Origin of the sequence: Bradyrhizobium australafricanum, assembly GCF_020329495.1 — a bacterium.
GTDB classification, from domain to species: domain Bacteria; phylum Pseudomonadota; class Alphaproteobacteria; order Rhizobiales; family Xanthobacteraceae; genus Bradyrhizobium; species Bradyrhizobium australafricanum.
Genome location: NZ_JAGKJL010000006.1, coordinates 1 through 26018, shown reverse-complemented (window position 1 = coordinate 26018; position 26018 = coordinate 1). Strand labels below are relative to the sequence as shown.

The window sequence follows — 26018 nt, the reverse complement described above, 5'->3', positions numbered from 1 at the left end:
CAAAGGAAATAGTTTTATATCAGAAAGGTTCCGCGGCGCTTTGAGCATGATCCCTCGCGACAAACGCGGAACGCGTTCGCGCGGAGATCATGCTCAAACGAGGTGTGCGCCGCGGAATGACGTCATGTCAGAGATTGCTCTCGGTGATCGCGGCGTAGACCATGGTGCGCAGCTCGCGCCGCAGCGGATAGGCGCTCGACGGCAGCACCTGGGTCATGAAAATCGTGATCAGCTCCTCGGCCGGGTCGATGAAGAACGACGTCGTCGCGGCGCCGCCCCAGTTGAATTCGCCCGGGCTGCCGGCGATCAGCGTCTGCGACGGGTGCATGGTGACGGCGAAGCCGAGGCCGAAGCCGATGCCGTTATAGGCGGCTTCGGCGAACATCGAGCGCGACATCGCCGGCAGGTCGACCCCGCCGGGCAGATGGTTCGAGGTCATCAGCTTCAACGTCTTCGGGCCGAGCAGCCTGACGCCGCCGAGCTCGCCGCCATTGAGCAGGGCCCGGCAGAAGGTCAGGTAGTCGGCCGCGGTCGAGCACAGTCCGCCGCCGCCCGAGATCAGCGAAGGCGGCGCCAGGAAGGAGCTGGTGGTCGGATCGTCCTGCAGCGTCAGTGTGCCCTTGCGCTCGGCGGCGAGCGGGTTAAAGCCGCCCTGCGGATCGGCTGAATAGCAGGCGGCAAACCGATGCGCCTTGTCGGCCGGTACGAAGAAATCCGTGTCGTTCATGCCGAGCGGCTTGAAGATGCGCTCCTTCAGGAATTGCTCGAACGGCACACCTGAGATCTTGCCGACGAGATAGCCGAGCACGTCGGTCGAGACCGAGTAGTTCCAGGCTTCGCCCGGGGAGAACTCCAGCGGGATCTTCGCCAGGTCCTCGATCATGCCGTCGAGCGTGCCGGCCTTGATGACCTCGCCGATCTTCTTCTCGCGATAGGCCGCGTCGACATTGGAGCGCTGCTGGAAGCCGTAAGTGAGGCCCGAGGTGTGGCGCAAGAGGTCGACGATCTGCATCGGCCGCGTCGGTGGGCGGGTCAGGAAGGCGGGCGCGGTGCCGGCGACGAATACGCCGAGGTTCTTCCATTCCGGAATATATTTCGCGACCGGCTCGTCGAGCGCGACCTTGCCTTCCTCGACCAGCATCATGAAGGCGACCGATGTGATCGGCTTGGTCATCGAATAGATGCGGAAGATGGTGTCGTCCTTGACCGGCGCCTTGCGCTCGAGATCGGCAAAGCCCTGGACCGTGGAATGCACGATCTTGCCGCGGCGATAGATCAGGACCTGCGTGCCAGGAAAACGGCCGGCATCGATGTAGCGGCTCTTCAGATGCGCTTCGAGGCGGTTGAGGGCAGTGGTCGACATTCCCGCGGATTCGGGCGAGGCAGGCGTGGGGGCTAGCATCAGGCGTTTCTCCGGCTTGCAAGGCAGCCTTGATAGCCGAAAAGTGTCTGCTGCACCAATCCGCTGCCGCTTACCGGCATTGAGCTGGTGGTGTACCGTCGCCCCTGCAATCGCGCCCCCGAAGGGGCCCAAAGTATCTGCCAAGGTATCCGTCAAGGGAAACGCCGAGATGACCCAGTTCAACGAAACCGAGCTCACCGCCGCCGTCATCCGCAGCTTCGACCAGACACCCGATCCGCGGGCCAAGTTCCTGCTGCAGGAATTGGTGAAGTCGCTGCACGATTATGTGCGCAGGACCGATCTCACCTTCGAGGAATGGGACCAGGCGATCGGCTTCCTGACCCGCACCGGGCAGAAGTGCACCGACATCCGCCAGGAGTTCATCCTGCTGTCCGACGTGCTCGGCGTGTCGATGCTGGTCGATGCGGTCAACCATCGCGATCGCGACGGCGCGACCGAGACCACCGTGCTCGGCCCGTTCTATGTCGGCGAGCACAAGGTGAAGCCGCACGGCACCGACATCTCGGCAAGCCTGCCGGGCGAGCGCATGTTCGTGCAGAGCCGCGTCACCGACCTTGACGGCAAGCCGCTGGCCAATGTGCCGGTCGATATCTGGCACGCGGACGATGACGGATTCTATGACTCGCAGAAGCCGAGCTATGCCACCGAAGGTCCGTCGTCGCGGGCGCGCTTCATCACCGATGCCGACGGCCGCTTCTTCTTCCGCACCATCGTGCCGTGCAGCTATCCGATCCCGACCGACGGCCCGGTCGGGCAGATGATCACGCAGACCAACCGTCACCCGATGCGGCCGGCGCATGTGCACTTCCTGGTCAACGCCAAGGGCTACGAGCCTCTGATCACGCATGTCTTCGTCGAGGGCGACAAGTACATCGATTCCGACGTCGTGTTCGGCGTGAAGGATGAATTGATCGCCAAGGTCGAGCGCCGCACCGATCCTGTCATGCCCGATGGCCAGCGATCGGATGGGCCGTGGAGCCTGATGACCTACGAATTCCGTGTGAAGCCCGGCGGCGGAATCGCGCCCGCGCCGCTTGGCACCAAGCTCACCGAAGACGCTTGATCGGTTTCTGAACGCTTCTGCCTAATTCTTGTGCGCCGCACAAGGATTGGGCGAATCGCAAGTTTTGGCAGCGCGCGGAAAATTCGCGCGGGCTGCGACATGTTGCGCAAGGCTTTGCATCAAAATCGATTTTTGCACTGCGGTAGATTGGCACAAGGCTTGAATAATCATTAGCCGACGCCATTGAAGCCGTCCCTCGAGGCTACCCCATCGGATTTCTGACGCCGCCAGACCGGGGCCTTCCCGGTGTACGCCTTTTTGCGCCCTGCGCGCGTCGCCATCCGGAGGACGGCGCTCGACGCACTGACGCAACACCGCAACGCAACGACGCAAAGGACGACCGATGACCAAGCCCACCGACAAGCCGCCAAGCCGCGGCCTCAGCCGCCGTCAGCTTCTGAAGGCAACCAGCGGCGCCGCCGCGCTGCTCGCCGCGGCCAAGCTCAACTTTCCCGCAGGCGCGTTCGCGCAGGGCGCCGGTCCCGAGGTGAAGGGCGCCAAGCTCGGCTTCATTGCGCTGACCGATGCCTCGCCGCTGTTCGTCGCCAAGGAGAAGGGCATCTTCGCCAAATACGGCATGCCCGATGTCGAGGTGCAGAAGCAGGCCTCGTGGGGCACCACGCGCGATAATCTCGTGCTCGGCTCCGAGGGCAACGGCATCGACGGCGCGCATATCCTGACCCCGATGCCGTATCTGATCTCGGCCGGCAAGGTGACGCAGAACAATCAGCCGACGCCGATGTACATCATGGCGCGGCTCAATTTGAACGGCCAGTGCATCTCGGTCGCCAAGGAATATGCCGATCTCAAGGTCGGCATCGACACCGCGCCGTTCAAGGCGGCGCTGGAGAAGAAGAAGGCCTCCGGCAAGGCGGTAAAGGCCGCGATGACCTTCCCCGGCGGTACGCACGACCTCTGGATTCGCTACTGGCTCGCCGCCGGCGGCATCGATCCCGACAAGGACATCGAGACCATCGTGGTGCCGCCGCCGCAGATGGTGGCCAACATGAAGGTCGGCACGATGGACTGCTTCTGCGTCTGCGAGCCGTGGAATCTGCAGCTGATCCATCAGGAGATCGGCTATACCGCGATCACGACCGGCGAGCTCTGGGACAAGCATCCGGAGAAATCGTTCGGCCTGCGCGCCGCCTGGGTCGACAAGAATCCGAAGGCCGCGAAGGCGCTGCTGATGGCTGTCATGGAAGCCCAGCAGTGGTGCGAGAAGGCGGAGAACCGCGCGGAGACCGCGGCGATCTGCGCCAAGCGGCAGTGGATCAACTGCCCGGTCGAGGACATCACCGACCGCATGAAGGGCAAGTTCGACTACGGCACCGGCCGCGTGGTCGAGAATTCGCCGCAGCAGATGCGGTTCTGGAGCGACAACGCCTCCTATCCCTATCAGAGCCACGACCTCTGGTTCCTCACGGAAGACATCCGCTGGGGCAAGTACGAGGCGGGTTTCGACACCAAGGCGCTGATTGCCAAGGTCAACCGCGAGGATCTCTGGAAGGAGGCCGCCAAGGAGCTTGGCGTGTCGGACGTTCCGGCCTCGACCTCGCGCGGCAAGGAGACCTTCTTCGACGGCAAGGTGTTCGATCCCGCCGATCCCGCCGCCTACCTGAAGTCGTTGTCCATCAAGCGTGTTGACGTCTGATTTGAGCGAGCCGCGCGAGGAGCGCGGCTCTCCTTTTTTGACCATGGAGATTTTCGTTCAATGTCGATGCCTGCCATGAAGACCGAAGTGTCGGCGGTCGCGATCCCGCCGGCCGCTGCCGCGGCGCCGGTCGTGACCATGACGCCGAAGCGCGCGCCGCGCGCCGAGGCCTACGCCAGGATGGCGAAGGAGACCGCGGCGCGTGTGGTGCCGCCGCTGATCGTGGTCGCGCTGCTGCTGGTGGTGTGGGAGCTGATCTGCCGGCGCGCCGGCTCCAGCCTGCCGCCGCCGTCGAAAGTGTTCAAAGATACCAAGGAGCTGATCCTCGATCCGTTCTTCGACAATGGCGGCATCGACAAGGGCCTGTTCTGGCATCTCTCCGCCAGCCTGCAGCGCGTCGCCTACGGCTATTCGCTGGCGGCGATTGCGGGCATCGCGCTCGGCACGCTGGTCGGACAGTCGGTCTGGGCGATGCGCGGGCTCGATCCGCTGTTCCAGGTGCTGCGTACCATCCCGCCGCTCGCCTGGCTGCCGCTGTCGCTGGCCGCATTCCGCGACGGCCAGCCCTCGGCGATCTTCGTGATCTTCATCACCTCGGTGTGGCCGATCATCATCAACACCGCGGTCGGCATCCGCAACATCCCGCAGGACTACCGCAACGTCGCGGCCGTCGTGCAGCTCAACCCGCTGGAGTTCTTCACCAAGATCATGATCCCGGCGGCCGCGCCCTACATGTTCACCGGCCTGCGCATCGGCATCGGCCTGTCCTGGCTCGCGATCGTCGCTGCGGAAATGCTGATCGGCGGCGTCGGTATCGGCTTCTTCATCTGGGATGCGTGGAATTCCTCGCATATCAGCGAAATCATCCTGGCACTGTTCTATGTCGGCATCATCGGCTTCGTGCTCGACCGGCTCATTGCGGGCCTCGGCAAAGTGGTGACCCGCGGCACGGCGGCGAACTGAGGAGGAAGTCATGCAGGCCTATCTGAAGCTCGATCACATCGACAAGATTTTCACCCGCGGCAACGCCACCACGGAGGTGCTGAAGGACATCAACCTGACGATCGCGAAGGGCGAATATGTCTCGATCATCGGTCACTCCGGTTGCGGCAAGTCGACACTGCTCAACATCGTCGCCGGCCTCACCGGCGCCACCAATGGCGGCGTGCTGCTGGAGAACCGCGAGGTCAATTCGCCGGGGCCGGATCGGGCCGTGGTGTTCCAGAACCACAGCCTGCTGCCGTGGCTCACCGTCTACGAGAACGTCAAGCTCGGCGTCGACAAGGTGTTTGCAAGGACCAAGAGCAAGGCCGAGCGCGACGCCTGGGTTATGCACAATCTCAGCCTCGTGCAAATGGCGCATGCCAAGGATAAGCGGCCGAGCGAGATCTCGGGCGGCATGAAGCAGCGCGTCGGCATCGCGCGGGCGCTCGCGATGGAGCCGAAAGTGCTGCTGCTGGACGAACCGTTCGGCGCGCTTGACGCGCTGACGCGGGCGCATCTGCAGGATTCGGTGATGGCGTTGCACCAGAAGCTCGGCAACACCATCCTGATGATCACCCACGACGTCGACGAGGCGGTGCTGCTGTCGGACCGCATCGTGATGATGACCAACGGTCCGAGCGCGCGGATCGGCGAGGTGCTCGAGGTGCCGTTGGCGCGGCCGCGCAAGCGGCTCGAGCTCGCGACCAACCAAGGCTACCTGAAGTGCCGGCAGCGCGTGCTCGAATTCCTCTATGAGCGCCACAGCTTCGTCGAGGCGGCGTGATGATCACGTCGACGGCAAGCGTTTCCGCTTTGAACCGGAACGCCGGATACGGCTACCAATGCTCGCGTTTTGAAAAATCGTTTCAGAACTCATTTCATGACCGAGGAGAATTGAGATGAATCCGGCCCAAATCAAGCTGGTTCAGGACAGCTTTGGCAAGGTCGCGCCGATCTCGGAGCAGGCCGCGGTCATTTTCTACGACCGCTTGTTCGAAGTCGCGCCCGCGGTGAAGGCGATGTTTCCGGTCGACATGAAGGAGCAGCGCAAGAAATTGATGACGACGCTTGCCGTCGTCGTGAATGGGCTGAGCAATCTCGACACGATCCTGCCGGCCGCGAGTGCGCTGGCCAAGCGGCATGTCGGCTATGGCGCCAAGCCCGAGCATTATCCGGTGGTCGGCGGCGCGTTGTTGTGGACGCTGGAGAAGGGGCTCGGCGAAGCCTGGACACCTGACGTCGCCGCCGCATGGACCGCGGCCTACGGCACGCTGTCCGGCTACATGATCTCGGAAGCCTATGGCTCGGCGCAGCCGGCCGAATAGCAGGCGGCGACAGACTGAAGCCTTCCACGTCGCTGCAAGAGCCCTTCCGTCGGGCCATCGCGCGGATAGGTGGATTGCTTCGCCGCGCTCGCAATGAAGTACGCAAGCATCTATGGTTCGCCCCGTTCCGCCAACGGGTGAACCAACAATGATGTTCCTGGAAACGCCGCCGAAACTGATTCCGACCGAAATCTTCTCCGCCGTGCCGGCCGAATTCCGCCGCAGGATGGCGAGCGAATGGGCTGACGCCAACCGCCCGGGGGCGGTGACCGACTGCTTCATCGAGGGACCGTCGTTCGATGCCGACGGCAATCTCTACATCGTCGACATTCCGTTTGGCCGCATCTTCAGGATCGCGCCGGACAAGTCATGGTCGCAGGTTGCCGAGTATGACGGCTGGCCGAACGGGCTGAAGATTGATGCGATGGGCCGCATCCTGATCGCCGACTATCGGCACGGCCTGATGGAGCTCGATGCGAGGTCGGGCGAGGTCACGCCGCTGCTGCGCTCGCGCAACTCGGAATCGTTCCGCGGCTGCAACGACCTGCACATCGCCTCGAACGGCGACATCTATTTCACCGATCAGGGCCAGACCGGGCTGCACGATCCGACCGGCCGCGTCTATCGGCTGCGGGTGAACGGAGCGCTCGACTGCCTGATCGACACCGGCATCAGCCCGAACGGCCTGGTGCTCGATCCGCACGAGGCGGTGCTGTTCGTCGCGATGACGCGCGACAATGCGGTCTGGCGCGCGCCGTTCATGAAGGACGGCAGCGTCTCCAAGGTCGGCCGCTTCTGCTCGCTATTCGGCCCGAGCGGACCCGACGGCATGACGATGGACGTCGCCGGTCGGCTGTTCGTCGCGCACGCCTCGCTCGGCCATGTCTTCGTGTTTGCGCCGAACGGCGAGTGCATCGCGCGGATCAAGTCCTGCGCCGGGCCGAGCTGCACCAATGTCGCCATCGGCGGCGCCGACCGCGACCGCCTCTACATCACGGAATCGGTGACTGGCTCGGTGCTGGTCGCCGACATCAGCGGGCTCGGCTAGCTATCTTCCTGACTGTCGACCATCGTTATCGCACCTGCGCGAGTCCCGAAGGATCGACGGCCATCAGGTCGGCCGTTGCCGGGGTCTGGCTGATCAGCGGTCGGAATGCAGCTTCTCGAGAAACTCCTTCACCCCGCTGACGGCGCCGGTATGGGAGGCGACATAGCCGGGAAGGGCGCCCACCGCCTTGTGGAACTCGCTGCTCTTCATGATGTCGAGCACCCGCTGCATCGGCTCGGTCTCGAGGAAGGCGCGCTTGCAGACGAAGAAATAATCTTCCGTGAGCAGGCGGATGAAATCGAGCCCGAACTGCCGCGCCGCGGCCTCGACGCCGAAGCTCGCATCCGCCATGCCGCTCGCGACATAGGCGGCGACCGCCGCATGGGTGAATTCCATGTGCTGGGCGCCGTTGATCCGCCCTTCCGGGATCTTGTGCAGCGCCAGCAATTGATCGAACAGCAGCCGCGTGCCGGAATCGTGGTCGCGGTTGACGAAACGGGCCTTGCGCTCGACCAGGTCCTTCAGCGTCGTGATCTTCAGCGGGTTGCCGCGCTTGACCATCAGGCCCATCTCGCGCGTCACGAAATTGATGACGCGGTCCTCGCGCGGATCGAGCCATTCGCGGCAGGCCTTGATGCCCTGCGCCCGCAATTCGCCGCGCGGCAGGTGCACGCCGGAGAGATCGCAGGCGCCCTGCGCCAGCGAGACTAGCGAGTTCTGGTTGCTGACATAGCGCAGATCGACGCCGACGCCGCCCGCGCGGTCGAGGAACTCGCGCAGTTTGGACACCGCAAAGCCGTGGCTGGCATGGACCCGGATCACCGACGGTCGCTGCTCGAGAAATGGCTTGATCTCGGTGACCAGTTCCTGCGCGAGGTTCTCGAGCTGCAGCCCGAGCCGCGCCTGCATGCGCTCGCCGGCCCACACGAGCTTCTCGCCGAATGGCGTCAGCTTCGAGCCCTTGCCGCGATGGGTCTCAACCAGCGGCACGCCGAAGAACTCGGTCCATTGCTCGATCAGGTTCCAGACATGGCGATAGGACAGCTGCGCATCGCTGGCGGCACTGGTGATCTTCCCGGTCTTCCGGATCTCGTTGAGGATGCCGAGCATCACGACCGCGGTCTGCGGACTATCCTCTTTCCGAAAGCGCCAGACGGTCTCGATCTCGATCTGCAGCATTGTGGTCACAATTTATGAAGTTGACTTCATATCCTGGCATGCCAATAGGCACAAGATATCATATTTACTGCTGACCAAAGCCTCCTAGGTTGAGTGACAACACTAGGAGGAAATATGATGTCCGTTGCATATGACTATGAGCGTGACGCCCGCCGCGCCCCGACCATCAGGGACGAACTGCTGCTGATCGACGGCGCCCGCGTCCGTTCGTTGTCCGGAAATAACTTCAAGTCGCTCAATCCCGCCACCGAGCAGGTGATCGCGACGATTGCCGAAGGCAATGAGGCCGATGTCGATCGTGCCGTGGCGGCTGCCCGCCACGCCTTCGAGGGGCCGTGGCGCACCATGCGCGCGGCCGAACGTGGCCACATTCTGCTCCGATGGGCTGAACTGCTGAAGCAGCATGCCGACGAGATTGTCGCGCTCGAAAGCCTCGATGCCGGCAAGCCGATTGCGGGTGTGCTGCGCCAGGATTTTCCCGCCGCCATCGACACGCTGACCTATTACGCCGGCTGGGCCGACAAGATCAGCGGCGATGTGGTCTCGGCGCGCGACGACGCGCTGACCTATACGGTGCGCGAGCCGGTCGGCGTGGTCGCCGCGATCGTGCCGTGGAATTTCCCGCTGATGATCGGCATGTGGAAGCTCGCGCCGGCGCTCGCCTGCGGCTGCACAGTGGTGATGAAGCCGGCCGAGCTGACCTCGTTGTCGGCGCTGCGCGTCGGCGAGCTTGCGCTCGAGGCCGGTTTGCCGAAGGGCGTGCTCAACATCGTGACCGGGCCCGGCCGCATCGTCGGCGACGCGCTGGTCAATCATCCCGATGTCGACAAGGTGACGTTCACCGGCTCGCCCGGTGTCGGCCGCGGCATCATGAAGGGCGCCGCCGGCAACTTCAAACGGGTCTCGCTCGAGCTCGGCGGCAAGTCCGCCAATGTGATCTTCGACGATGCCAATCTCGAAGCCGCTGCCAAGGCCGCGGCTGCCGGCATCTTCTTCAACGCCGGGCAGGTCTGCTCGGCCGGCTCGCGCGTGCTGGTGCAGGAGAACGCCTATGACGAGGTGGTCGAGCGTCTGGTCGACCGTGCGGAAGCGTTGCGGATCGGCGATCCCGCCGATCGCGCCACCGCGCTCGGGCCAGTCATCTCCGAGAAGCAGATGCGCTCGATCCTCGATTATGTCGAGATCGGCAAGCATGAGGGCGCGCTGCTGGCCACCGGCGGCGAGCGGGTCGGTGACCGCGGCTATTTCATCAGCCCCGCGGTGTTCGCCAACGTCGCGCACGAGATGCGCATCTCGCAGGAGGAGATTTTTGGCCCCGTCGTCAGCGTGATCAAGTTCAAGGACGAGGCCGATGCGCTGCGCATCGCCAACGGCACCGCCTACAGCCTCGCCGCCGGCGTCTGGAGCGCGGATATGGGCCGCGTGCAGCGCTTCGCCAAAAAGGCCCGCGCCGGCACGGTGTGGATCAACACCTATGGCTACACCGATGTGCGGTTGCCGTGGGGCGGCGAGCGCGACTCCGGCCTCGGCCGCGAGCACGGCACCGCCGCGCTCGACAATTTTACCGAGCCGAAGGCGGTGTGGATGAACCTCAACGTTTGACCGCGCGTTGAGAGACGCGAGAGCGCGCGTCACAATACAGCTGTCGTCCCGGCGAAGGCCGCGGACCCATAACCACGAATATCTATTGTTGCGCACGGGTGGAATGACGAGTCCCGCCGACAACGACTGCTGCGGAGTATGGGTCCCGGCCTTCGCCGGGACGACGATGTGGAGACGACGATGTGGAGACATGGTCGTCCGTATGCTTTATCGTCCTGCGCGGAGCCACAAGGGAACACGCGGAACGAGGCGATCGTGCAGACAAAAAAATTCGGCGACAACGGCCCGCAGGTCTCGGTAATCGGGCAGGGCACCTGGTATCTCGATCGCGGTGACCGCAAGGCGGCCGTCGCTGCGCTGAAGCGCGGCATCGATGCCGGCATGACGCATATCGACACCGCCGAGATGTATGGCGACGCCGAGCTCGTGATCGCGGATGCGATGTCCGGCCGGCGCGACGAACTGTTCCTGGTCTCGAAGGTCCTGCCGAGCAACGCCTCGCGGCGCGGCACTATCACCGCCTGCGAGCGCTCGCTGAAGCGGCTGAAGACCGATCGCCTCGATTGCTATCTGTTGCACTGGCGCGGAACCACTCCGCTTGCCGAGACGGTCGCGGCGTTCGACGAATTGATCGCGGCGGGCAAGATCCGGTCCTGGGGCGTCAGTAATTTCGACACCGAGGATCTCGACGAACTGCTCGATGTCGCGGGTGAAGGCAAGATTGCCTGCAACCAGGTGCTCTACCATCTGCAGGAGCGCGCCATCGAGCACGCCGTGATCCCGTGGTGCGAGCAGCACGGCGTCGCCGTCGTCGCCTACTCGCCGTTCGGTCACAATGATTTTCCCTCGCCGTCGAGCAGGGCCGGCTCGGTGCTGCAATCGATCGCGCAGGCGCACAAGGCAACGCCGCGCCAGGTGGCGCTGAGCTTCCTCACGCGGCTGCCGTCCGTGCTCGCGATTCCGAAGGCGTCGAACGCGGAACACGCGGCAGAGAATGCGGCTGCGGGAACTCTGAAGCTGAGCGGCGATGAACTCGCCGCGCTCGATGCCGCGTTCCCGCGCGGGCCGAAGCCACGCTCGCTGCCGATGCTCTGAGCGCGTTCCGCTCCACACAGTTCTTAACAAACTGTTGCAGTTGCGGCGGCACACGGCCTGCGGCGGGCGGTCGCGCGCGCTGGCGCATATCGGAGTCCCGTTTTCGGGCATTGTTCTCGCGGCGGAATTGGCGTTTTGTACGAGGAGCAGATTCCCTTTATTTTGCCTTCGAGATTGCCGTGACACCGCCCCCCGCAGCCGTGGCCGCCAGGCTGGACAGCGTTCCCCTTTCATTGCCCGCAAAGACCGCGCCCGCAGCGACAAGCAAGGCGCCCGCCCGCACCGACCGGCCGTTCAAGGGCATCGCGCTGATCCTGCTGTCGACCGTGTTCCTGGGCACCTCCGACGTCACGGCAAAATATCTCTCCTCCACGCTGCCCTCGATCGAGATCGCCTGGATCCGCTTCCTGGTGTTTGCGATGATCATGACGCCGGCGATGCTGCCAGGCTCGCCGCTGTTCGCGCTGCGCAGCAGCCGTCTCGGCCTGCACGTGCTGCGCGGCGCCGCGCTGCTCGGCTCCTCGTTGATCTTCATCACGGGGCTCGGCTTCCTGCCGATCGCCGAAGCCTCCGCCACCAGCTTCGTCTCGCCGCTGTTCGTCACCGCGCTGTCGATCGCTTTCCTCGGTGAGAGGGTCGGCATGCGACGCTGGATCGCGACCGCGGTCGGCCTCGCCGGCGTGTTCATCATCCTACGGCCGGGCACCAGTGCCTTCCATCCCGCCGCGATCTTTCCGATCGTCTCGGCGCTGGCGTGGGCGGCCACGTTGATCCTGACGCGCATGATGAGCGGCAGCGAGCGCCCGATCACCGTGATGACCTATTCGTCGATCGTCGGCGTCGCCATCGTCAGCGCGCTGGTGCCGTTCGTCTGGGTCACGCCGAGCTGGCACGACATCATGTTCGGCATCCTGATCGGCGTTGCGTCCACCGTCGGACAGTGGATCGTGGTGCTGGCGTTCCGCTATGGCGATGCCTCGGTGCTCGCGCCGTTCTCCTACACGCAGCTGCTGTGGGTCAGCATCCTCGGCTTCATGATCTTCGGCGAAGTGCCCGACCGTTGGACCATTCTCGGCGCCGGCTTCATCGTCGCCTCAGGCCTCTACACCGCGCATCGCGAGCGCGTCCGACGGTCGCAGCTGCTGACCGTGGCCAGCGAGCCGTCGCCGAACGCCTGAGCGTCCGGACGAAATCGTGCGTCGGTTGCGAAGCCGGCTTCAACTAGCGTTGCGCGGGTACAACAGTCGGGACGAAATCTTTGATCTCGGATCGCTGAATCACCGGATTTCGGAAACGATCGGCAACCTCACACTTCGCCGCGTGCTAACCCTAGCCCCAAGAGCGCCGCAGAGCGTTTGGGGGTCGGGTACGTGCATTTTGGTTCGTTCTTTTTCCTGTCAGGCGGTCGGTCGTCTCGCGCTGCGATGGCCTTGGCACTCTGCGCCCTGACCAGCGCAATCGCGTTGCCGACCGGCTCGGCACAAGCGCAAAGCTACACCTGGGGCGGCACGGGCAGCTCGACGAGCACCGATGTCTACGAACTCCCGACCAACTGGTCGACCACGTCGGCCGGCGCGCCGCCGATCCTCCCGAACCAGTCAGCCATTTTCGATTCATCGGGATCGGCGACGGTCACCATCGGGCCGGGCTTGATGCTGCCGGGGTCCTGGACCTTCACCGCCAATTCGCAATCCTACACGATCAATGGCAACCCGGTTGGCTTCAGCCTGTCCGGGCCGACCGGCGGCCTGATCAACCAGGCCAACAACGGCCAGACCATCACGATCAACGCCAACCTCACCGACGGCATTGGCGGTCCGGCGATGGTGCAGCAGCTCGGCAACAGCACGTTGGTGCTCGCGGGCACCAATGCCTACTCCGGCGGCACGCTGATCTCCGCCGGTACCGTGCAGGTGACGAATGCGGATTCGGTCGGCACCGGCACCATCACGCTCAATGGCGGCACGTTCCAGATGCAGTCGCCGACGGTTTCGAGCGTCGCCTTCGCCAACAACATCGCGGTCAATGCGGCCGGCGGCACGGTCGATGCGAACGGCGCCCAGGTCAATCTCCAGGGCGTGATCGCCGACGGCGTCGGCGCCGGGGTTCTGCGCCTGATCGACTCGTCGGCGTCCGCGTTCTCCAATGTGCAGCTCTCCGGCGCCAACACCTATTCCGGCGGCACGCTGGTGGTCGATACGACCGTTGTCGTCAGCAACAACAGTTCGGTCGGGTCAGGCACCGTCACGCTCGACAATGCCTCGTTTCAGGCCGACGGCCTCATCAACCTGACTTTCAGCAACAACTTCAAGATCAACACGTCGGCGATCGGCAGCGCGATCGACGCCAATGGCGTGACGCTCACGATCGCCGGCAACATCGCCGACGGCAACGGCCCCGGCAAGCTGACGGTGCTGGATAATTCAGGCGGCCTCGGCCGCGTCGTGCTGCTCGGCACCAACACCTACACCGGCGGCACCACGATCTGCGATTGCGCGACGTTGCAACTCGGCGACGCCAGCCACACCGCTTCGATCGTCGGCGAGGTCACCGTCGACGGCAAGTTCGACATCGTGAATGCCAACACCGCGGGCATCACCAAGATCGTCAACGACGGCTTCAACGGGATCGCCACCACGACGTTCTACAATTCCACCACGGCGTCGACGGCGACGATCGTCAACCAGAATTTCGGCATCACGGAGTTTCGCGACAGCAGCACCGCTGGCAATGCCACCGTGAGCAACACCAATGGTGCGCTCACAGTGTTCCGCGACACCAGTTCTGCCGGCAACGCCAGGTTCACCAACACCAACGGCGGCACTGTGGTGTTCGGCGACGCGTTTGGTCCTCCCGGCGGCTCCGACACCAGCACGGCCGCCAAGGCCGTGATCGACAACTCCAACGGCGGCGCCGCGGTGTTTCTGGGCCACACCAATGCAGGGCAGGCCACCATCACCAACGGCACCAATGGCGGCTCGACGCAGTTTTTCGAGTCCTCATCTGCGGCTTCGGCAACCATCGTTACGCTCGCGGGCGGTCAGGTCGCCTTTTTTCAGAACAGCACGGCGGCGAACGCCAGTTTCGACAACAGCGGCGTGCTCTATTTCGGATCTGTCGGTATCAACCCGGTGGAGGCGCCGACCGCGGCCAACGCGACGATCGTCAATCGGGCTGGCGGCGTTCTCCAGTTCGATGCCTATGCCACCGCGGGCAATGCGATTATCGACAACCAGGCCGGCAGCCAACACATCTTCACGGCGTTCGCTACCGCGGGCGACGCCACCATTACCACTGAAGCCGGCAGTACCATTAAGTTCTTCAACAACGCGACCGGCGGCAACGCACAGTTCATCACCAACGGCACCGGACTGGTCGATTTCTCGCTCAGCACGGGGCTGAACGGCGACGGGCGCATCACCGCGGGTTCGATCGCAGGCTCCGGCTTCTATTATATCGGCTCAGGCAACACCCTCGCCGTTGGCAGCAATAATCTCTCGACGACGCTCAGCGGCGTGCTTGCCGACTTCGATCCGTTGAACCCATTCCATATCTGTGGCTGTTTCGGCGGCGGTCGCACCGGTCCGGCGAATTTTGAAAAGACCGGCAGCGGCACGCTGACCCTGTCGGGCACCAATACCTACACCGGCACCACCGTCGTCAATGGCGGCATTCTGCAGGTCGACGGCTCGATCGCCTCGTCGAGCCTCACCACGGTGAATGCCGGCGGCGCGCTCTCCGGCATCGGCACCGTCGGCAACACGACGATTGCAAGCGGCGGTATCCTGATGCCCGGCAACGCGACACCAGGCACATCCCTGAACGTGGCGGGCAACCTCGCCTTCCAGTCGGGGGCACTGTACCTCGTCGGGCTCAATTCGACGGCGTCCACCTTGGCCAAGGTGAGCGGCAGTGCGACGCTGGCCGGATCGGTCGGCGTCAGCGTCGCCGCCGGCAGTACGATTGCCAAGCAATACACCATCCTGTCGGCGGCCGGCGGCCGCAACGGCACGTTCGCCGGTATCGATTCAACCGGGCTGCCGTCGAACCTCGTCGCGACGCTCGGCTATGACGCGAGCAACACCTATCTGAACTTCACGCTCGATTACGGCGCGAAGTCGAAGCTGAACGTCAATCAGCAGAACGTCGCCGCCACACTGCAGAACTTCTTCAACGCCAATGGCGGTATCAACGCGGTGTTCGCCGGGCTGTCGCCGGCCGGCTTGACGCAGGCCTCGGGCGAGGGCGCGACCGGTTCGCAGCAGGCGACGTTCAACGCGATGGGCCTGTTCCTCGGTCTGCTGACCGATCCGTTCGTCGCCGGGCGCGATGGTGGGTTTGGCGGCGGCGCGGGGGCGACGCCGTTCGCCGAGGAGAGCATGCCGCTCGCCTATGCGGCGCGCCAGAACGAGCCGCGCGATGCGCTGGCCGCGATCTACACCAAGGCGCCGCCGCGGCTGGTCGATTTCGAGCAGCGCTGGAGCGTATGGGCGGCGGGCTATGGCGGCTCGCAGACCACCAGCGGCAATGCGGTGCTGGGCTCGAACAACACCAGCAGCAGCCTCTATGGCACCGCGGTTGGCGCCGACTACCGCTTCTTGCCGAACACCATTGCCGGCTTTGCGCTCGCCGGCGGCGCGAGCAGCTTCAGGGTCAACGGTCTCGGCTGGGGCCGCTCTGATCTGTTCCAGGCCGGTGCGTTCGTTCGCCACAGCGTCGGCGCGGCGTACTTGAGCGCGGCGCTCGCCTATGGCTGGCAGGATGTCACCACCGATCGCATCGTCGCCGCGGCCGGCGCCGATCATCTGCGCGCCAACTTCAATGCCAATGCCTGGTCGGGCCGGCTCGAGGGCGGCTATCGCACTGCCACGCCGTGGATCGGGCTGACGCCTTATGCGGCGGCGCAGTTCACGAGCTTCGAGCTGCCGGCCTATGCGGAGAGCGTGGTCTCCGGCGGCGGTGCCTTCGCGCTGAATTATGCCGCGAAGAGCGTCACCGGCGTCAGGAGCGAACTCGGTCTGCGCGCCGACAAGTCGTTCGCGGTCGACGGCGGCATCGTGACGCTGCGCGGCCGCGTCGCCTGGGCGCATGACTTCAATCCGGACCGCACCGTTGGTGCGGTGTTCCAGACGCTGCCCGGCGCGGCCTTCGTGGTCAACGGCGCGGCGCAGGCCAGCGACTCGGCGCTGACCACGGCCTCCGCCGAGCTGAAGTGGCGCAACGGCTGGTCGGCGGCTGCGACCTTCGAGGGCGAATTCTCCAACGTGACACAGTCTTACGCCGGCAAGGGCGTTATGCGCTATACGTGGTGACCCTCCGTGCTATAGCCTCCTGCGGCGAAAGCTTGTCCCGGACTTGATCCGCGACAGCATTTCGCGAGACGAAATACGCATCAAAATGAGTGGGACAAAACCCACGCGGGAGGGAATATGCGCGCAGCGATCTTCAGGAACGGCGAGATGGTCGTCGACCGGGTGCCCGAGCCGAAGCCCGGCGCCGGCCAGGTGCTGGTCAAATCGCTCGCCTGCGGCATCTGCGGTTCCGATCTGCACGCACGCAAGCATGCCCACCGCATGGTGGAGCTGAGCAAGTTCCTGCCCGGTCGCACGCCGATGGATCTGTCGCGCGACGTCGTGTTCGGCCATGAGTTCTGCTGCGAGGTCCTCGACTACGGCCCGAACACGACGCGCAAGCTGAAGCCCGGGACGAAAGTGTGCTCGCTGCCGGCGCTGCTGACGCCGGAGGGCCCGAAGGGCATCGGCTATTCCAACGATTATCTCGGCGGCTATGCCGAGCAGATGCTGCTCAGCGAGCCGCTGCTGCTCGAAGTGCCGAACGGGCTAGCGGCCGAGCACGCCGCGCTCACCGAACCGCTTGCGGTCGGCGTGCATGCGGTGGCGATGGCCAACATTAGGGGCGGCGAGGTGCCGCTGGTGATCGGCTGCGGACCGGTCGGGCTGGCGGTGATCGCGGCGCTGAAGATCAGGGGGCTCGGACCGATCGTTGCTGCGGATTATTCGCCGGCGCGGCGACAGCTCGCCGAGAAGATGGGCGCCGATGTGGTGGTCGATCCCGCCAGGACGCAGCCCTATGCGAGCTGGGCCGAGCACGCCCAGATGACCGACGCGGAGAAGGCGGCGCGTCCGCCGCTGCAGGCGCTATTGCCGCCGCTGAAGCCCGCGCTGATCTTCGAATGCGTCGGCGTGCCCGGCGTGCTGCAGCAGGTGTTCGAGGGCGCCCCGCGCAACGCCCGTGTCGTCGTGGTCGGCGTCTGCATGGAGACCGACAAGTCCGAGCCGATGCTCGGCATCATCAAGGAGCTCAACGTCCAATATGTGCTCGGCTACACGCCCGAGGAATTCGCCTATTCGCTGCGCCTGATCGCGGAAGGCCAGGTCGACGCCGCCTCGCTGGTCACCGGCCGCGTCGGCATCGACGGCGTCGCGCAGGCGTTTGCGGATCTCGCCAATCCCGAGGCGCACACCAAGATCCTGGTCGAGCCGTGGCGCTGATTTGGCGTTGAACGCGGCGCTAAACTAACGACGATGGGCGCGGTTTGCATTTCGTGACGCCGAACCTATAGTTCGCTGTCTCTTATCGCACTGACAGCACGCACCTCATGCGAATTTCGATCATCACGGGAGGCGGCTCCGGCATCGGCGCCGCAGTCGCGCGCCGGCTCGCCGGCCCCGCTCAATCCCTGATGCTGCACGGTCAGGGCACCGAGGCCGCCGGCCTCGGGCGGCTGAATTCGGTTGCGGAGGAATGCCGCAGCAAGGGCGCGAAGGTCGAGGTGAGCACCGGCGATCTCGCCAAAGCCGGCGCCGGCACCGCGCTGGTCGCGGCAACGCGCACCGCGTTCGGGCCGATCGACAGCATCGTGCACGCCGCGGGCTTTGCCGACAGGCGCGAGTTCGCCAACCTGCCGCGCGAGGCGCTGGAGCGCGCCTTCGCGGTGATGGCGGCGGCCTTCCATGAAATCGCGGCGGCGGCGCTGTCCGACCTCACGCGCAGCGCGCAAGGCCGCGTCGTCGCGGTATCGAGCTTCGGGCCGCATCGCTTCGTGCCCGGCGCCACCTATCCGGGATCGGCCGCGGCGAAGGCCGCGCTCGAGGTTCTGGTGAAATCGCTCGCGGTCGAGCTTGCAGCATCGGGCGCCACCGCCAACGCCGTGATGCCCGGCTACACCCGCAAGGATCCCGGCCTGTTCGGCGCGCTTGATACCGCGACCTGGGAGCGCGTCGCAAAGGCCAATCCGATGCAGCGGCTGGCCGAGCCCGACGAGGTCGCGGCCGTCGTCGCCTTCCTGCTGTCGCCGGAAGCGAGCCACGTCACCGGCGCGACGCTGCCGGTCGATGGCGGCCTGACCTTGATGTGACGCCATGAGCGAGGGCGAACCAACAGAGCAGGTCGATGTTGCGGTGCTCGGTGCCGGCATGGTCGGCGTCTCGGCGGGCCTCGCCGCGCAACAGCGCGGTCTCTCCGTCATCGTCGTCGATCGCCGCGAGCCCGGCAGCGAAACCTCCTACGGCAATGCCGGCATCATCTCCTCGGGCTCGATCCTGCCGCTCAATACGCCGTCGCTGCTGAAGAACCTGCCGAAATATCTGACCAACGCGCATCCGGCGTTGCGCTGGAACATTGCGTGGGCGCTCGCCAATGCCGGCTGGGTGATGCGCTTCCTCGCGGCGGCAACGCCGTCGCAGACCAAACCGCGCGCCGCCGCGCTGCACGGCCTGATCGGGACCTCGCTGAAGCTGCATCGCGACTGGATCGTGCAGGCCGGCGCCAGCCATCGCATCCGCGAGACCGGCTGGCTCAAGGCCTGGCGCAGCGACGGGCTCGCCGCCGCCCAGGCCGAGCAGGCAGCGCTCGCCGAGTTCGGCATCAGGAGCGAGGTGCTTGATCGCCAGGCGATCTCCGCGCTCGAGCCCAACATCGTCCCTGCCTATAGCGTCGGCCTGCTGCACACGCAGACGGCATCGGTCGATTCACCCGGCGCAGTGGTCAAGGCCTACGCGCAGATGCTCGCCGCTGGTGGTGGCACGATCAGGCAATCCGGGATCCGGCGGATCGAACCGCACGGCGACGGCTGGCGCGTGCAGCTCGCCGACGGCGAGATCGCCGCGCGCCACGTCGTGGTCGCGCTCGGGCCGTGGTCGGCCGAACTGCTGCGGCCGCTCGGCTACCGCGTGCCGCTGGCGTTCGAGCGCGGCTATCACCAGCATTTTGTGCCGAACCCGGCACGCAAATTGCTGCGGCCGATCCATGATGCGGAGGGCGGCTTTCTGATGACGCCGATGGAGCAGGGCGTTCGCGTCACCAGCGGCGTCGAGCTCACCGCGCGCGACGCGCCGTCGAATTTTTCGCAGCTCGAGGCGGTGGTGCCGATGGCGCGCAGCGTAGTCGAATTTGGCGATGCGGTCGGCGAGCGCTGGCGCGGCGCGCGGCCGACGCTGCCCGACAGCCTGCCGATGATCGGCGAGGCGCCGCGACATCGCGGGCTCTGGCTCGCCTTCGGCAACCAGCATATCGGCTTCACCACCGGCCCCGGAACGGGCGCCGCAATTGCGGCGATGATCGCGGGCGATGCGCCGCCGTTCGAGGTGAAGGCATTTTCGCCCGCCCGGTATATCGCGTGACTCGCGCGAGGCCGCCTGCAATGTTTGGCGATCAAGCGCGCGGCAACCGAGGGGCAGGATGAACTACGTCTGGGATTTCGGCATCCTTGCCAAATACAGCCATCTGTTCTGGCTCGGGCTCGGCTGGACCATCGCCTACACCATCGGCACCATCATCCTCGGGACCCTGATCGGCTTGATCGTCGGCATGCTGCGGCTGCGGCGCATTCCGGTGATCGACTGGCTCCTGATCGCCTATATCGAGACATTCCGCTGCACGCCGCTGCTGGTGCAGATCATCTGGTTCTACTACGCGTTTCCGGTCGTGATCGGCGTCAACATCCCGGCGCATGTCGCCGCCGTCAGCGTGCTGTCGCTCTATGGCGGCGCGTTCTATGCCGAGATCGTGCGCGGCTCGATCGAGAGCGTGCCGGTCGGGCAGTGGGACGCCGCGAAGGCGCTCGGCTTCCGCGGCTGGCGCCTGATGCGGCTCGTGATCCTGCCGCAGGCGCTGAAGCCGATGATGGCGCCCTATGTCAACCAGTCGGTCACGCAGCTCAAGAACACCTCGCTGGTCTCGATCATCGCGGTACCCGATCTCGTCTACAACGCGACCTTGATCAACGCCGACACCTACCGGCCGCTCGAGGTCTACACCATCGTGGCGCTGATCTATTTCGCGATCCTGTTCCCCTCGACGCTGGTGGCCAGGCGGTTGGAGCGCGGGCTGACCTACGACAAGGTGTGAGTTGCTTGACCTCTCCCGCTTGCGGAGGAGGTCGGATCGCATCGTTAGATGCGATCCGGGTGGGGGCTCTCTCCATGCATAGGGCGTCGCTTGTGGCGACACCCCCACCCCGGCCCTCCCCCGCAAGCAGGAGAGGGAGATCACTGCCGTCTCGGCAATCGCCTCAGATACTCAACTCCACCGGCACATCCTCGGGCTTGACGCCGGCGAGGCCGAGGCCCTTGACGAACCATTCGCGCATCTGGCCGATGCCACGGTTGTAGTCGATCCACACCGAGAGGAAATCGCGCCAGCGCTTGTCGGCTTCGCGCCGTACCGCCGTGCCGCTCGCGATCGTCACCGATGGCGAGGCCAGGATCTTGTAGGTGCCGAGGTTCGGGTTCTTGGCGATCGCGGTCAGCCCGAGCACCAGCGCGTTGACCACGCAATCGACGCGACCCGACGACATTTCCAGCATCACCTCGTCGCGCGACTTCAGCGACTTGATGGTGGCGTTCGGCGCAAAGCGGCGCGCCACCGCCTCGTTGGCCGAGCCGACGTCGACCGCGATCTTGACCTCGGGCTTGTTGATGTCGGCCCAGGTCTTGGCTTCCAGCCCCTTCTTCAGCATCGCGCCGAACGGATGCGGAAACACCAGATTGGTGAAATCGACCACCAGCGCGCGCTGCGGCGTCGGGTTGAGCGCGAAGCCGAGGTCGATCTTGTTGGCCTGCAGATCAAGGATTGAATTGCCGTAGGTCGACTCGACATATTCCAGCTTGACGTCGAGCAGTTTGGCCAGATCGTTGGCCATCTCGATCGAGAAGCCGGACCAGGTGCCCGAGGCGAGGTCCTTGTTGAAATAGGGCAGCTCGCCCGGCAGCACCGCGATCCGCAGCACCTTGTTGGCCCGGATGCGATCCAGCGTGTTGTCGGCTGGCGTCTGCGCCGAGGCCGGCGTTGCCATCGCGGCCGCGAGCGCCGCGCCGCTGCCGATCCCGAGCGCATAGCGCAGCGCGTCGCGGCGATCTTCGGAGATTTTGATGTCGTCGGATTGAGTCAAGCGGGCCTCCCTGCACCAGATCGGGGGAAGCCTAGCGTCGGTATCCGGTGCCAGCAAGTGCGCGCGCCTGCACCATTGGTAGGCGAGGCGAGGGCGCGGTCGCCTACGTGCCGGACTTCACCTCTCCCGCTTGTGGGGGAGGTCGAATAAGCCGCGAACCGCGCCCTTAGGGGTTAGCAACGATAGGTCATGTTCGCCCCTGTGACCGAAGAAAAGAAAACGGCGGGGAAGCTCAGTTCGGCTACCCAATCGAGCACTTGGTTGTCTGTCTGGGTTTCTGGGCTTGAAAGGTGTGGAAATTGAAAAAGCACCGTCCCGTGAATGTCCAAAAGAACGAGACGATCGATAACCCAAACATCACCGTCGTCGGTCGAGAAAAATTTTGCCAGCAATTCTGCTGTTCCGTCAGAACGAAGCCTGAGAGTGGGGCCGTTGTTCAGGGTGCCGTTCAAGAAGCCGGACAGCTTGCAATCGCCGTAACGAATAGGCGCGCTCCAACTGAGGTCAAGGGTTTGGATAGCATGTGTCGCAACACCCTTATAGCTTTCTGGCTGGTCGGTCGCCGAGCTTTTGCTTTCAAGATGTTCTTTCAACATAGCGTACGCCTCCTTCTAGCCCGCGAATTGCGAGCAACCTCTGGTTTAGAGGGAGGGCGCAAAAGGACCAGTGAGCTGCCTCACAATCTACTATCGCGATTTAGTGATCCTCCCCCGTAAGCGGGGGAGGACAGAGCGTGCTCGTGCCCAGAATCAATATCGTCCGGGCACGTACATCTCCTGCGGGATCGGGCCGCGGTGATAGTCCGGGTTGCGCACGCGCGGCGGCAGCACCACCGGCTGGTGAGTGACCGCCTGATAGGGGATCTGGCTCAAGAGATGCGAGATGCAGTTGAGCCGGGCGCGCTTCTTGTCGACGGCGTCGACGATCCACCATGGCGAGTCGGGCAGGTGGGTGCGTTCCAGCATCGTTTCCTTGGCCTTGGTGTAGAGCTCCCAGCGGGTCCGCGCCTCGACGTCCATCGGGCTCAGCTTCCACTGCTTCAGCGGATCCTGGATCCGCATCGAGAAGCGGAACGCCTGTTCCTCGTCGGTGATCGAGAACCAGTATTTCAGGAGGACGGTGCCGGAGCGGATCAGCATGCGCTCGAACTCCGGCACCGAGTTGAAGAATTCCTCATACTGCTCGTCGCTGCAGAACCCCATCACCTTCTCGACGCCGGCGCGGTTGTACCAGCTGCGGTCGAACAGCACGATCTCGCCGCCGGCCGGCAGATGCGAGACATAGCGCTGGAAGTACCATTGCGTGCGCTCGCGCTCGTTGGGCGCCGGCAACGCCGCGATCCGGCAGACCCGTGGGTTGAGCCGCTGGGTGATGCGCTTGATCACGCCGCCCTTGCCGGCGGAATCGCGGCCCTCGAACAGCACGACGACCTTTTTCTTCTCGTGCTGCACCCAGTCCTGTAGCTTGACCAGTTCGCCCTGCAGCCGCAGCAATTCGCGGAAATAGAACTTGCGGTCGATCGACGGCCCGCCGGCGGCGCCGTCATGGTCGAGCTCGTCGAGCCTCATGTCGTCGAGCTCGAGCTCGAGTTCCTCGTCGAGGCTGTCGGCCATCTCCTGATGGATGCGGGCGCGCAAGGCTTCATCCCGCAAGGCTTCATCCCGCAAGGCTTCATCCCGCAAGGCTTCATCCCGCAAGGCTTCGTCGCGCAAGGCTTCATCCCGGGAGGCTTCGTCGGTGAGGGCGGAGGTCGTCATGAAGGTCCGTCTTTCAGTGTGTTAGATGGATCGGACGGCAGCATTGACGGGCGATGTTACCCCTCTATGACAATGCCGTGACCGCTGTTTCACGCCGCCGGGCGGACTGTGCTAACAAGCCGACAAAACCAAAAAGGGAGATGTGCCGATGATTTCGCTCACGCCAAAAGACGTCCTGCCGGAGGACGGCACCGCCGGCACGCTGGTCGGGCGGGTCTGGCTGCCGCAGGCCGGCGGGCCGGCTGTCGTCGCGGTGCGGGCAGACGGCGTGTTCGACGTCACGGCGCGGTTCCCGACGGTGAGCTCGCTCTGCGAGGAAGGCGATCCCGCGGCCGCGCTGCGCGCCACGCGCGGCGAGCGGATCGGCGATTTCGAGGCGATCCTTGCCAACACCCCGCCCGACGGCCGCGACAAGACCAGGCCGCATCTGCTGGCACCGGTCGATCTCCAGGTGCTGAAGGCCGCCGGCGTCACCTTCGCGATCTCGATGCTGGAGCGCGTGATCGAGGAGCGGGCGCGCGGCAATCCGTCCTCGGCGGACGCGATCCGCAAGGAGGTGGTGCGCCTGGTCGGCGACGATCTCTCCAAGCTGAAGCCCGGCTCCGAGCAGGCGATGAAACTGAAGCAGGTGCTGATCGATCAGAATGCCTGGAGCCAGTATCTCGAGGTCGGCATCGGTCCCGACGCCGAAGTGTTCACCAAGGCGCCGACGCTGTCCTCGGTCGGATCAGGCATGGATGCCGGGCTGCATCCGAAGTCGACCTGGAATAATCCGGAGCCGGAGGTCGTGCTTGTTGTCTCCGCCGCCGGCAAGATCGTCGGCGCCGCGCTGGGCAACGACGTCAATCTGCGCGACTTCGAGGGGCGCTCGGCGCTGTTGCTGTCGAAGGCCAAGGACAACAACGCTTCCTGCGCGATCGGTCCGCTGCTCCGGCTATTCGACCAGACCTTCTCGCTCGACGACGTCAGGAAGATGGATGTCGGCCTGACCGTGACTGGCGCAGACGGCTTCGTGCTCGAGGGCCATTCCTCGATCAGCAAGATCAGCCGCGATCCGACCGACCTGGTCGCCCAGACCATCGGCCCCGTGCATCAATATCCTGATGGATTTGCGCTGTTCCTCGGCACGATGTTCGCGCCGGTCAAGGACCGCGATGCCAAGGGCGAGGGTTTTACCCACAAGCGCGACGACATCGTGACCATCGCCGCGCCGCAGCTCGGCAAGCTGGTCAACCGGATGCGCAATAGCGACGAATGCGAGCCCTGGACCTTCGGCGTCGGTGCGCTGATGAAGAACCTCGCACAGCGCAAGGTGCTGTGAGGATCGGGACGGGACGGCGAGTCCACTACCTCGGCCGCTTCGTCGGCCGTGTGCGGCCTGTCGCGTGGCGGCAGGTCGGCGCCGGGTTGCGCCGACAATCCGGAGACGTTCAGCCGCCTCTCGCAGCGCGTTGAACGACGACGATGGTGACTGTGCCGAAGCGGCGGCGTTGTCGAACATGTTCAGAAACCTGCGCGGCAGATCGACCGTGTGGCGCAACTTCAGCGCGCTAAAACACGCGGAATTTGCCGCTTTTTCCTAGCTTTATGTGAACCAGTTCATCCTCGTTCGCGCCGGTCCACTCCAGCATATCGGCTCGACGCGAACAGAAGGAGTCGCGGACATGAGCGAGCAGCCATCAAACGGAATGCCCGATTGGCTCACCACCGATATGCTGGTCATTGCCGTATCACTGGCCATCATCGTGATTGGGATATGGATCGCGCCGTAGCCTGGTTGTCGCGGCGAGGCCGTCCAGCCGGGCAGGGCGCCAGCGCCAATCACTGAGTTGCCCGACGGCGCAAGCCTCTTTTGCAAAACGGAACGAGATGCAAAGCTCGGACGATTCACACACTCAGTGCCGTCCCTGCGAAAGTGTTTGGTCCCTGCAGATTGGTTGGATGGAATCGGTGTAGAACGAGGCGTGGCCTTTGTTAGGGAGCGCCTCGTGTCATGGAACTGAGCTTGCACGCGAACGCCACGACGACGCCGAAGACACGTGCCTACATCCAGCGCAGCCGGAAGTCGGTCGCTCAGTTGGCGGCCGAATTGGGGGTCAGCGAGACCACGATTTATCGCTGGCGCAGCCGCACGACGGTCGAAGACCGCTCGCACCGGCCGAAGAACCTCACGACCAGCGCCTCTCCGCGGTTGAAGAAAGGGCCGTTTGTGAACTGCGGACGTCGCTCCAATTGCCGCTGGACGACATCGTTGAGGTGATGCGGCGATGCATCAACGCCAAGCTGTCCCGTAGTGCTATTCACCGCTGCCTGCAGCGCAATGGCATCAGCCGGCTTGCCAAGCCTGACAAGCCCAAAGCCGGCGTCTTCGAGAATGCCAGTATCGGCTTCATCCATATCGACGTGAAGTATCTGCCGGCACTGCAGCGCCGCACCAGCTATGCCTTTGTCGCCATCGACCGAGCCACCCGCTACGT

At 64.6% G+C, this 26018-nt stretch carries 21 protein-coding genes and 1 pseudogene; 17 read left to right on the top strand and 5 right to left on the bottom strand.

What is annotated here, in order from left to right:
• Positions 1–127 precede the first annotated feature (127 nt).
• Positions 128–1402, bottom strand: coding sequence for a serine hydrolase domain-containing protein (locus J6525_RS07505; RefSeq protein WP_225643305.1), 1275 nt, complete (start codon positions 1400–1402; stop codon positions 128–130).
• A gap of 169 nt (positions 1403–1571) precedes the next feature.
• Here J6525_RS07505 and J6525_RS07500 point away from each other — a divergent pair, with 169 nt between their 5' ends.
• The 6 genes from J6525_RS07500 (at position 1572) to J6525_RS07475 (ending at position 7497) form a co-directional block, all read left to right on the top strand.
• A complete protein-coding gene (locus J6525_RS07500) occupies positions 1572–2486 on the top strand; it encodes an intradiol ring-cleavage dioxygenase (RefSeq protein WP_225643303.1) in 915 nt (304 codons plus the stop codon).
• A 343-nt stretch (positions 2487–2829) separates the two neighbouring features.
• Positions 2830–4140, top strand: a complete 1311-nt coding sequence (locus J6525_RS07495; RefSeq protein ID WP_225643301.1) for a CmpA/NrtA family ABC transporter substrate-binding protein — start codon at positions 2830–2832, stop codon at positions 4138–4140.
• A gap of 60 nt (positions 4141–4200) precedes the next feature.
• The gene (gene ntrB / locus J6525_RS07490; protein WP_225643299.1) at positions 4201–5103 is read left to right on the top strand and encodes a nitrate ABC transporter permease; all 903 of its coding nucleotides are present in this window, start codon (positions 4201–4203) and stop codon (positions 5101–5103) included.
• A gap of 10 nt (positions 5104–5113) precedes the next feature.
• Entirely contained in the window at positions 5114–5908 is a 795-nt protein-coding gene (locus tag J6525_RS07485) for an ABC transporter ATP-binding protein (RefSeq protein WP_225643297.1), read from the top strand.
• Positions 5909–6023: 115 nt separating this feature from the next.
• Positions 6024–6449, top strand: a complete 426-nt coding sequence (locus J6525_RS07480) for a globin family protein (protein WP_225643295.1) — start codon at positions 6024–6026, stop codon at positions 6447–6449.
• A 148-nt stretch (positions 6450–6597) separates the two neighbouring features.
• Positions 6598–7497 carry an SMP-30/gluconolactonase/LRE family protein gene (locus J6525_RS07475; protein WP_225643293.1) on the top strand — a complete coding sequence of 300 codons (900 nt, stop codon included), beginning with the start codon at positions 6598–6600 and terminating at the stop codon, positions 7495–7497.
• Between the two features lie 93 nt (positions 7498–7590).
• Here J6525_RS07475 and J6525_RS07470 read toward each other — a convergent pair whose 3' ends face one another.
• Positions 7591–8676 carry a substrate-binding domain-containing protein gene (locus J6525_RS07470; RefSeq protein ID WP_225643291.1) on the bottom strand — a complete coding sequence of 362 codons (1086 nt, stop codon included), beginning with the start codon at positions 8674–8676 and terminating at the stop codon, positions 7591–7593.
• Positions 8677–8793: 117 nt separating this feature from the next.
• On the opposite strand from J6525_RS07470, the gene J6525_RS07465 reads away from it, so the two are divergent.
• The 8 genes from J6525_RS07465 (at position 8794) to J6525_RS07430 (ending at position 20742) form a co-directional block, all read left to right on the top strand.
• On the top strand, positions 8794–10278 hold the full coding sequence (locus J6525_RS07465) for an aldehyde dehydrogenase family protein (protein ID WP_225643289.1): 1485 nt from the start codon (positions 8794–8796) through the stop codon (positions 10276–10278).
• Positions 10279–10533: 255 nt separating this feature from the next.
• Positions 10534–11373 (top strand): aldo/keto reductase, encoded by an 840-nt coding sequence (locus tag J6525_RS07460; protein ID WP_225643287.1) that lies wholly within the window; start codon positions 10534–10536, stop codon positions 11371–11373.
• Positions 11374–11606: 233 nt separating this feature from the next.
• Entirely contained in the window at positions 11607–12551 is a 945-nt protein-coding gene (locus tag J6525_RS07455) for a DMT family transporter (RefSeq protein WP_225643557.1), read from the top strand.
• 246 nt (positions 12552–12797) lie between these two features.
• Positions 12798–16685: an autotransporter domain-containing protein gene (locus J6525_RS07450; protein WP_225643285.1), complete on the top strand. Its 3888-nt coding sequence runs from the start codon at positions 12798–12800 to the stop codon at positions 16683–16685.
• Positions 16686–16802: 117 nt separating this feature from the next.
• On the top strand, positions 16803–17885 hold the full coding sequence (locus J6525_RS07445; RefSeq protein ID WP_092082707.1) for a zinc-binding dehydrogenase: 1083 nt from the start codon (positions 16803–16805) through the stop codon (positions 17883–17885).
• Between the two features lie 107 nt (positions 17886–17992).
• A complete protein-coding gene (locus J6525_RS07440) occupies positions 17993–18751 on the top strand; it encodes an SDR family NAD(P)-dependent oxidoreductase (protein WP_225643283.1) in 759 nt (252 codons plus the stop codon).
• Between the two features lie 4 nt (positions 18752–18755).
• Positions 18756–20015 (top strand): NAD(P)/FAD-dependent oxidoreductase, encoded by a 1260-nt coding sequence (locus J6525_RS07435; protein WP_225643282.1) that lies wholly within the window; start codon positions 18756–18758, stop codon positions 20013–20015.
• 58 nt (positions 20016–20073) lie between these two features.
• The gene (locus J6525_RS07430) at positions 20074–20742 is read left to right on the top strand and encodes an amino acid ABC transporter permease (RefSeq protein WP_074128493.1); all 669 of its coding nucleotides are present in this window, start codon (positions 20074–20076) and stop codon (positions 20740–20742) included.
• Positions 20743–20905: 163 nt separating this feature from the next.
• Here the strand turns inward: J6525_RS07430 and J6525_RS07425 are convergent, their stop codons facing one another.
• From J6525_RS07425 to ppk2, 3 genes are all read right to left on the bottom strand, one after another.
• Positions 20906–21784: a transporter substrate-binding domain-containing protein gene (locus J6525_RS07425; protein ID WP_028331874.1), complete on the bottom strand. Its 879-nt coding sequence runs from the start codon at positions 21782–21784 to the stop codon at positions 20906–20908.
• A 173-nt stretch (positions 21785–21957) separates the two neighbouring features.
• Positions 21958–22380 carry a DUF6294 family protein gene (locus J6525_RS07420; RefSeq protein ID WP_028331873.1) on the bottom strand — a complete coding sequence of 141 codons (423 nt, stop codon included), beginning with the start codon at positions 22378–22380 and terminating at the stop codon, positions 21958–21960.
• Positions 22381–22533: 153 nt separating this feature from the next.
• Positions 22534–23397 (bottom strand): polyphosphate kinase 2, encoded by an 864-nt coding sequence (gene ppk2 / locus J6525_RS07415; protein ID WP_225643555.1) that lies wholly within the window; start codon positions 23395–23397, stop codon positions 22534–22536.
• A 292-nt stretch (positions 23398–23689) separates the two neighbouring features.
• Here ppk2 and J6525_RS07410 point away from each other — a divergent pair, with 292 nt between their 5' ends.
• The 3 genes and pseudogenes from J6525_RS07410 to J6525_RS07400 form a co-directional block, all read left to right on the top strand.
• A complete protein-coding gene (locus tag J6525_RS07410) occupies positions 23690–24862 on the top strand; it encodes a fumarylacetoacetate hydrolase family protein (protein WP_225643280.1) in 1173 nt (390 codons plus the stop codon).
• A gap of 672 nt (positions 24863–25534) precedes the next feature.
• Positions 25535–25801: a helix-turn-helix domain-containing protein gene (locus J6525_RS47445; RefSeq protein ID WP_225643279.1), complete on the top strand. Its 267-nt coding sequence runs from the start codon at positions 25535–25537 to the stop codon at positions 25799–25801.
• A pseudogene (locus J6525_RS07400) lies at positions 25774–26018 on the top strand (IS481 family transposase); the annotation flags it as partial. The gene J6525_RS47445 and the pseudogene J6525_RS07400, both read left to right, overlap by 28 nt.

Excerpts from the sequence above, each read along its gene's own strand:
- J6525_RS07505 (WP_225643305.1), bottom strand. The coding sequence starts at position 1,402 with ATGCTAGCCCCCACGCCTGCCTCGCCCGAATCCGCGGGAATGTCGACC.
- J6525_RS07500 (WP_225643303.1), top strand. The coding sequence starts at position 1,572 with ATGACCCAGTTCAACGAAACCGAGCTCACCGCCGCCGTCATCCGCAGC.
- J6525_RS07495 (WP_225643301.1), top strand. The coding sequence starts at position 2,830 with ATGACCAAGCCCACCGACAAGCCGCCAAGCCGCGGCCTCAGCCGCCGT.
- ntrB (WP_225643299.1), top strand. The coding sequence starts at position 4,201 with ATGTCGATGCCTGCCATGAAGACCGAAGTGTCGGCGGTCGCGATCCCG.
- J6525_RS07485 (WP_225643297.1), top strand. The coding sequence starts at position 5,114 with ATGCAGGCCTATCTGAAGCTCGATCACATCGACAAGATTTTCACCCGC.
- J6525_RS07480 (WP_225643295.1), top strand. The coding sequence starts at position 6,024 with ATGAATCCGGCCCAAATCAAGCTGGTTCAGGACAGCTTTGGCAAGGTC.
- J6525_RS07475 (WP_225643293.1), top strand. The coding sequence starts at position 6,598 with ATGATGTTCCTGGAAACGCCGCCGAAACTGATTCCGACCGAAATCTTC.
- J6525_RS07470 (WP_225643291.1), bottom strand. The coding sequence starts at position 8,676 with ATGCTGCAGATCGAGATCGAGACCGTCTGGCGCTTTCGGAAAGAGGAT.
- J6525_RS07465 (WP_225643289.1), top strand. The coding sequence starts at position 8,794 with ATGTCCGTTGCATATGACTATGAGCGTGACGCCCGCCGCGCCCCGACC.
- J6525_RS07450 (WP_225643285.1), top strand. The coding sequence starts at position 12,798 with ATGGCCTTGGCACTCTGCGCCCTGACCAGCGCAATCGCGTTGCCGACC.
- J6525_RS07445 (WP_092082707.1), top strand. The coding sequence starts at position 16,803 with ATGCGCGCAGCGATCTTCAGGAACGGCGAGATGGTCGTCGACCGGGTG.
- J6525_RS07440 (WP_225643283.1), top strand. The coding sequence starts at position 17,993 with ATGCGAATTTCGATCATCACGGGAGGCGGCTCCGGCATCGGCGCCGCA.
- J6525_RS07435 (WP_225643282.1), top strand. The coding sequence starts at position 18,756 with ATGAGCGAGGGCGAACCAACAGAGCAGGTCGATGTTGCGGTGCTCGGT.
- J6525_RS07430 (WP_074128493.1), top strand. The coding sequence starts at position 20,074 with ATGAACTACGTCTGGGATTTCGGCATCCTTGCCAAATACAGCCATCTG.
- J6525_RS07420 (WP_028331873.1), bottom strand. The coding sequence starts at position 22,380 with ATGTTGAAAGAACATCTTGAAAGCAAAAGCTCGGCGACCGACCAGCCA.
- ppk2 (WP_225643555.1), bottom strand. The coding sequence starts at position 23,397 with ATGGCCGACAGCCTCGACGAGGAACTCGAGCTCGAGCTCGACGACATG.
- J6525_RS07410 (WP_225643280.1), top strand. The coding sequence starts at position 23,690 with ATGATTTCGCTCACGCCAAAAGACGTCCTGCCGGAGGACGGCACCGCC.
- J6525_RS47445 (WP_225643279.1), top strand. The coding sequence starts at position 25,535 with ATGGAACTGAGCTTGCACGCGAACGCCACGACGACGCCGAAGACACGT.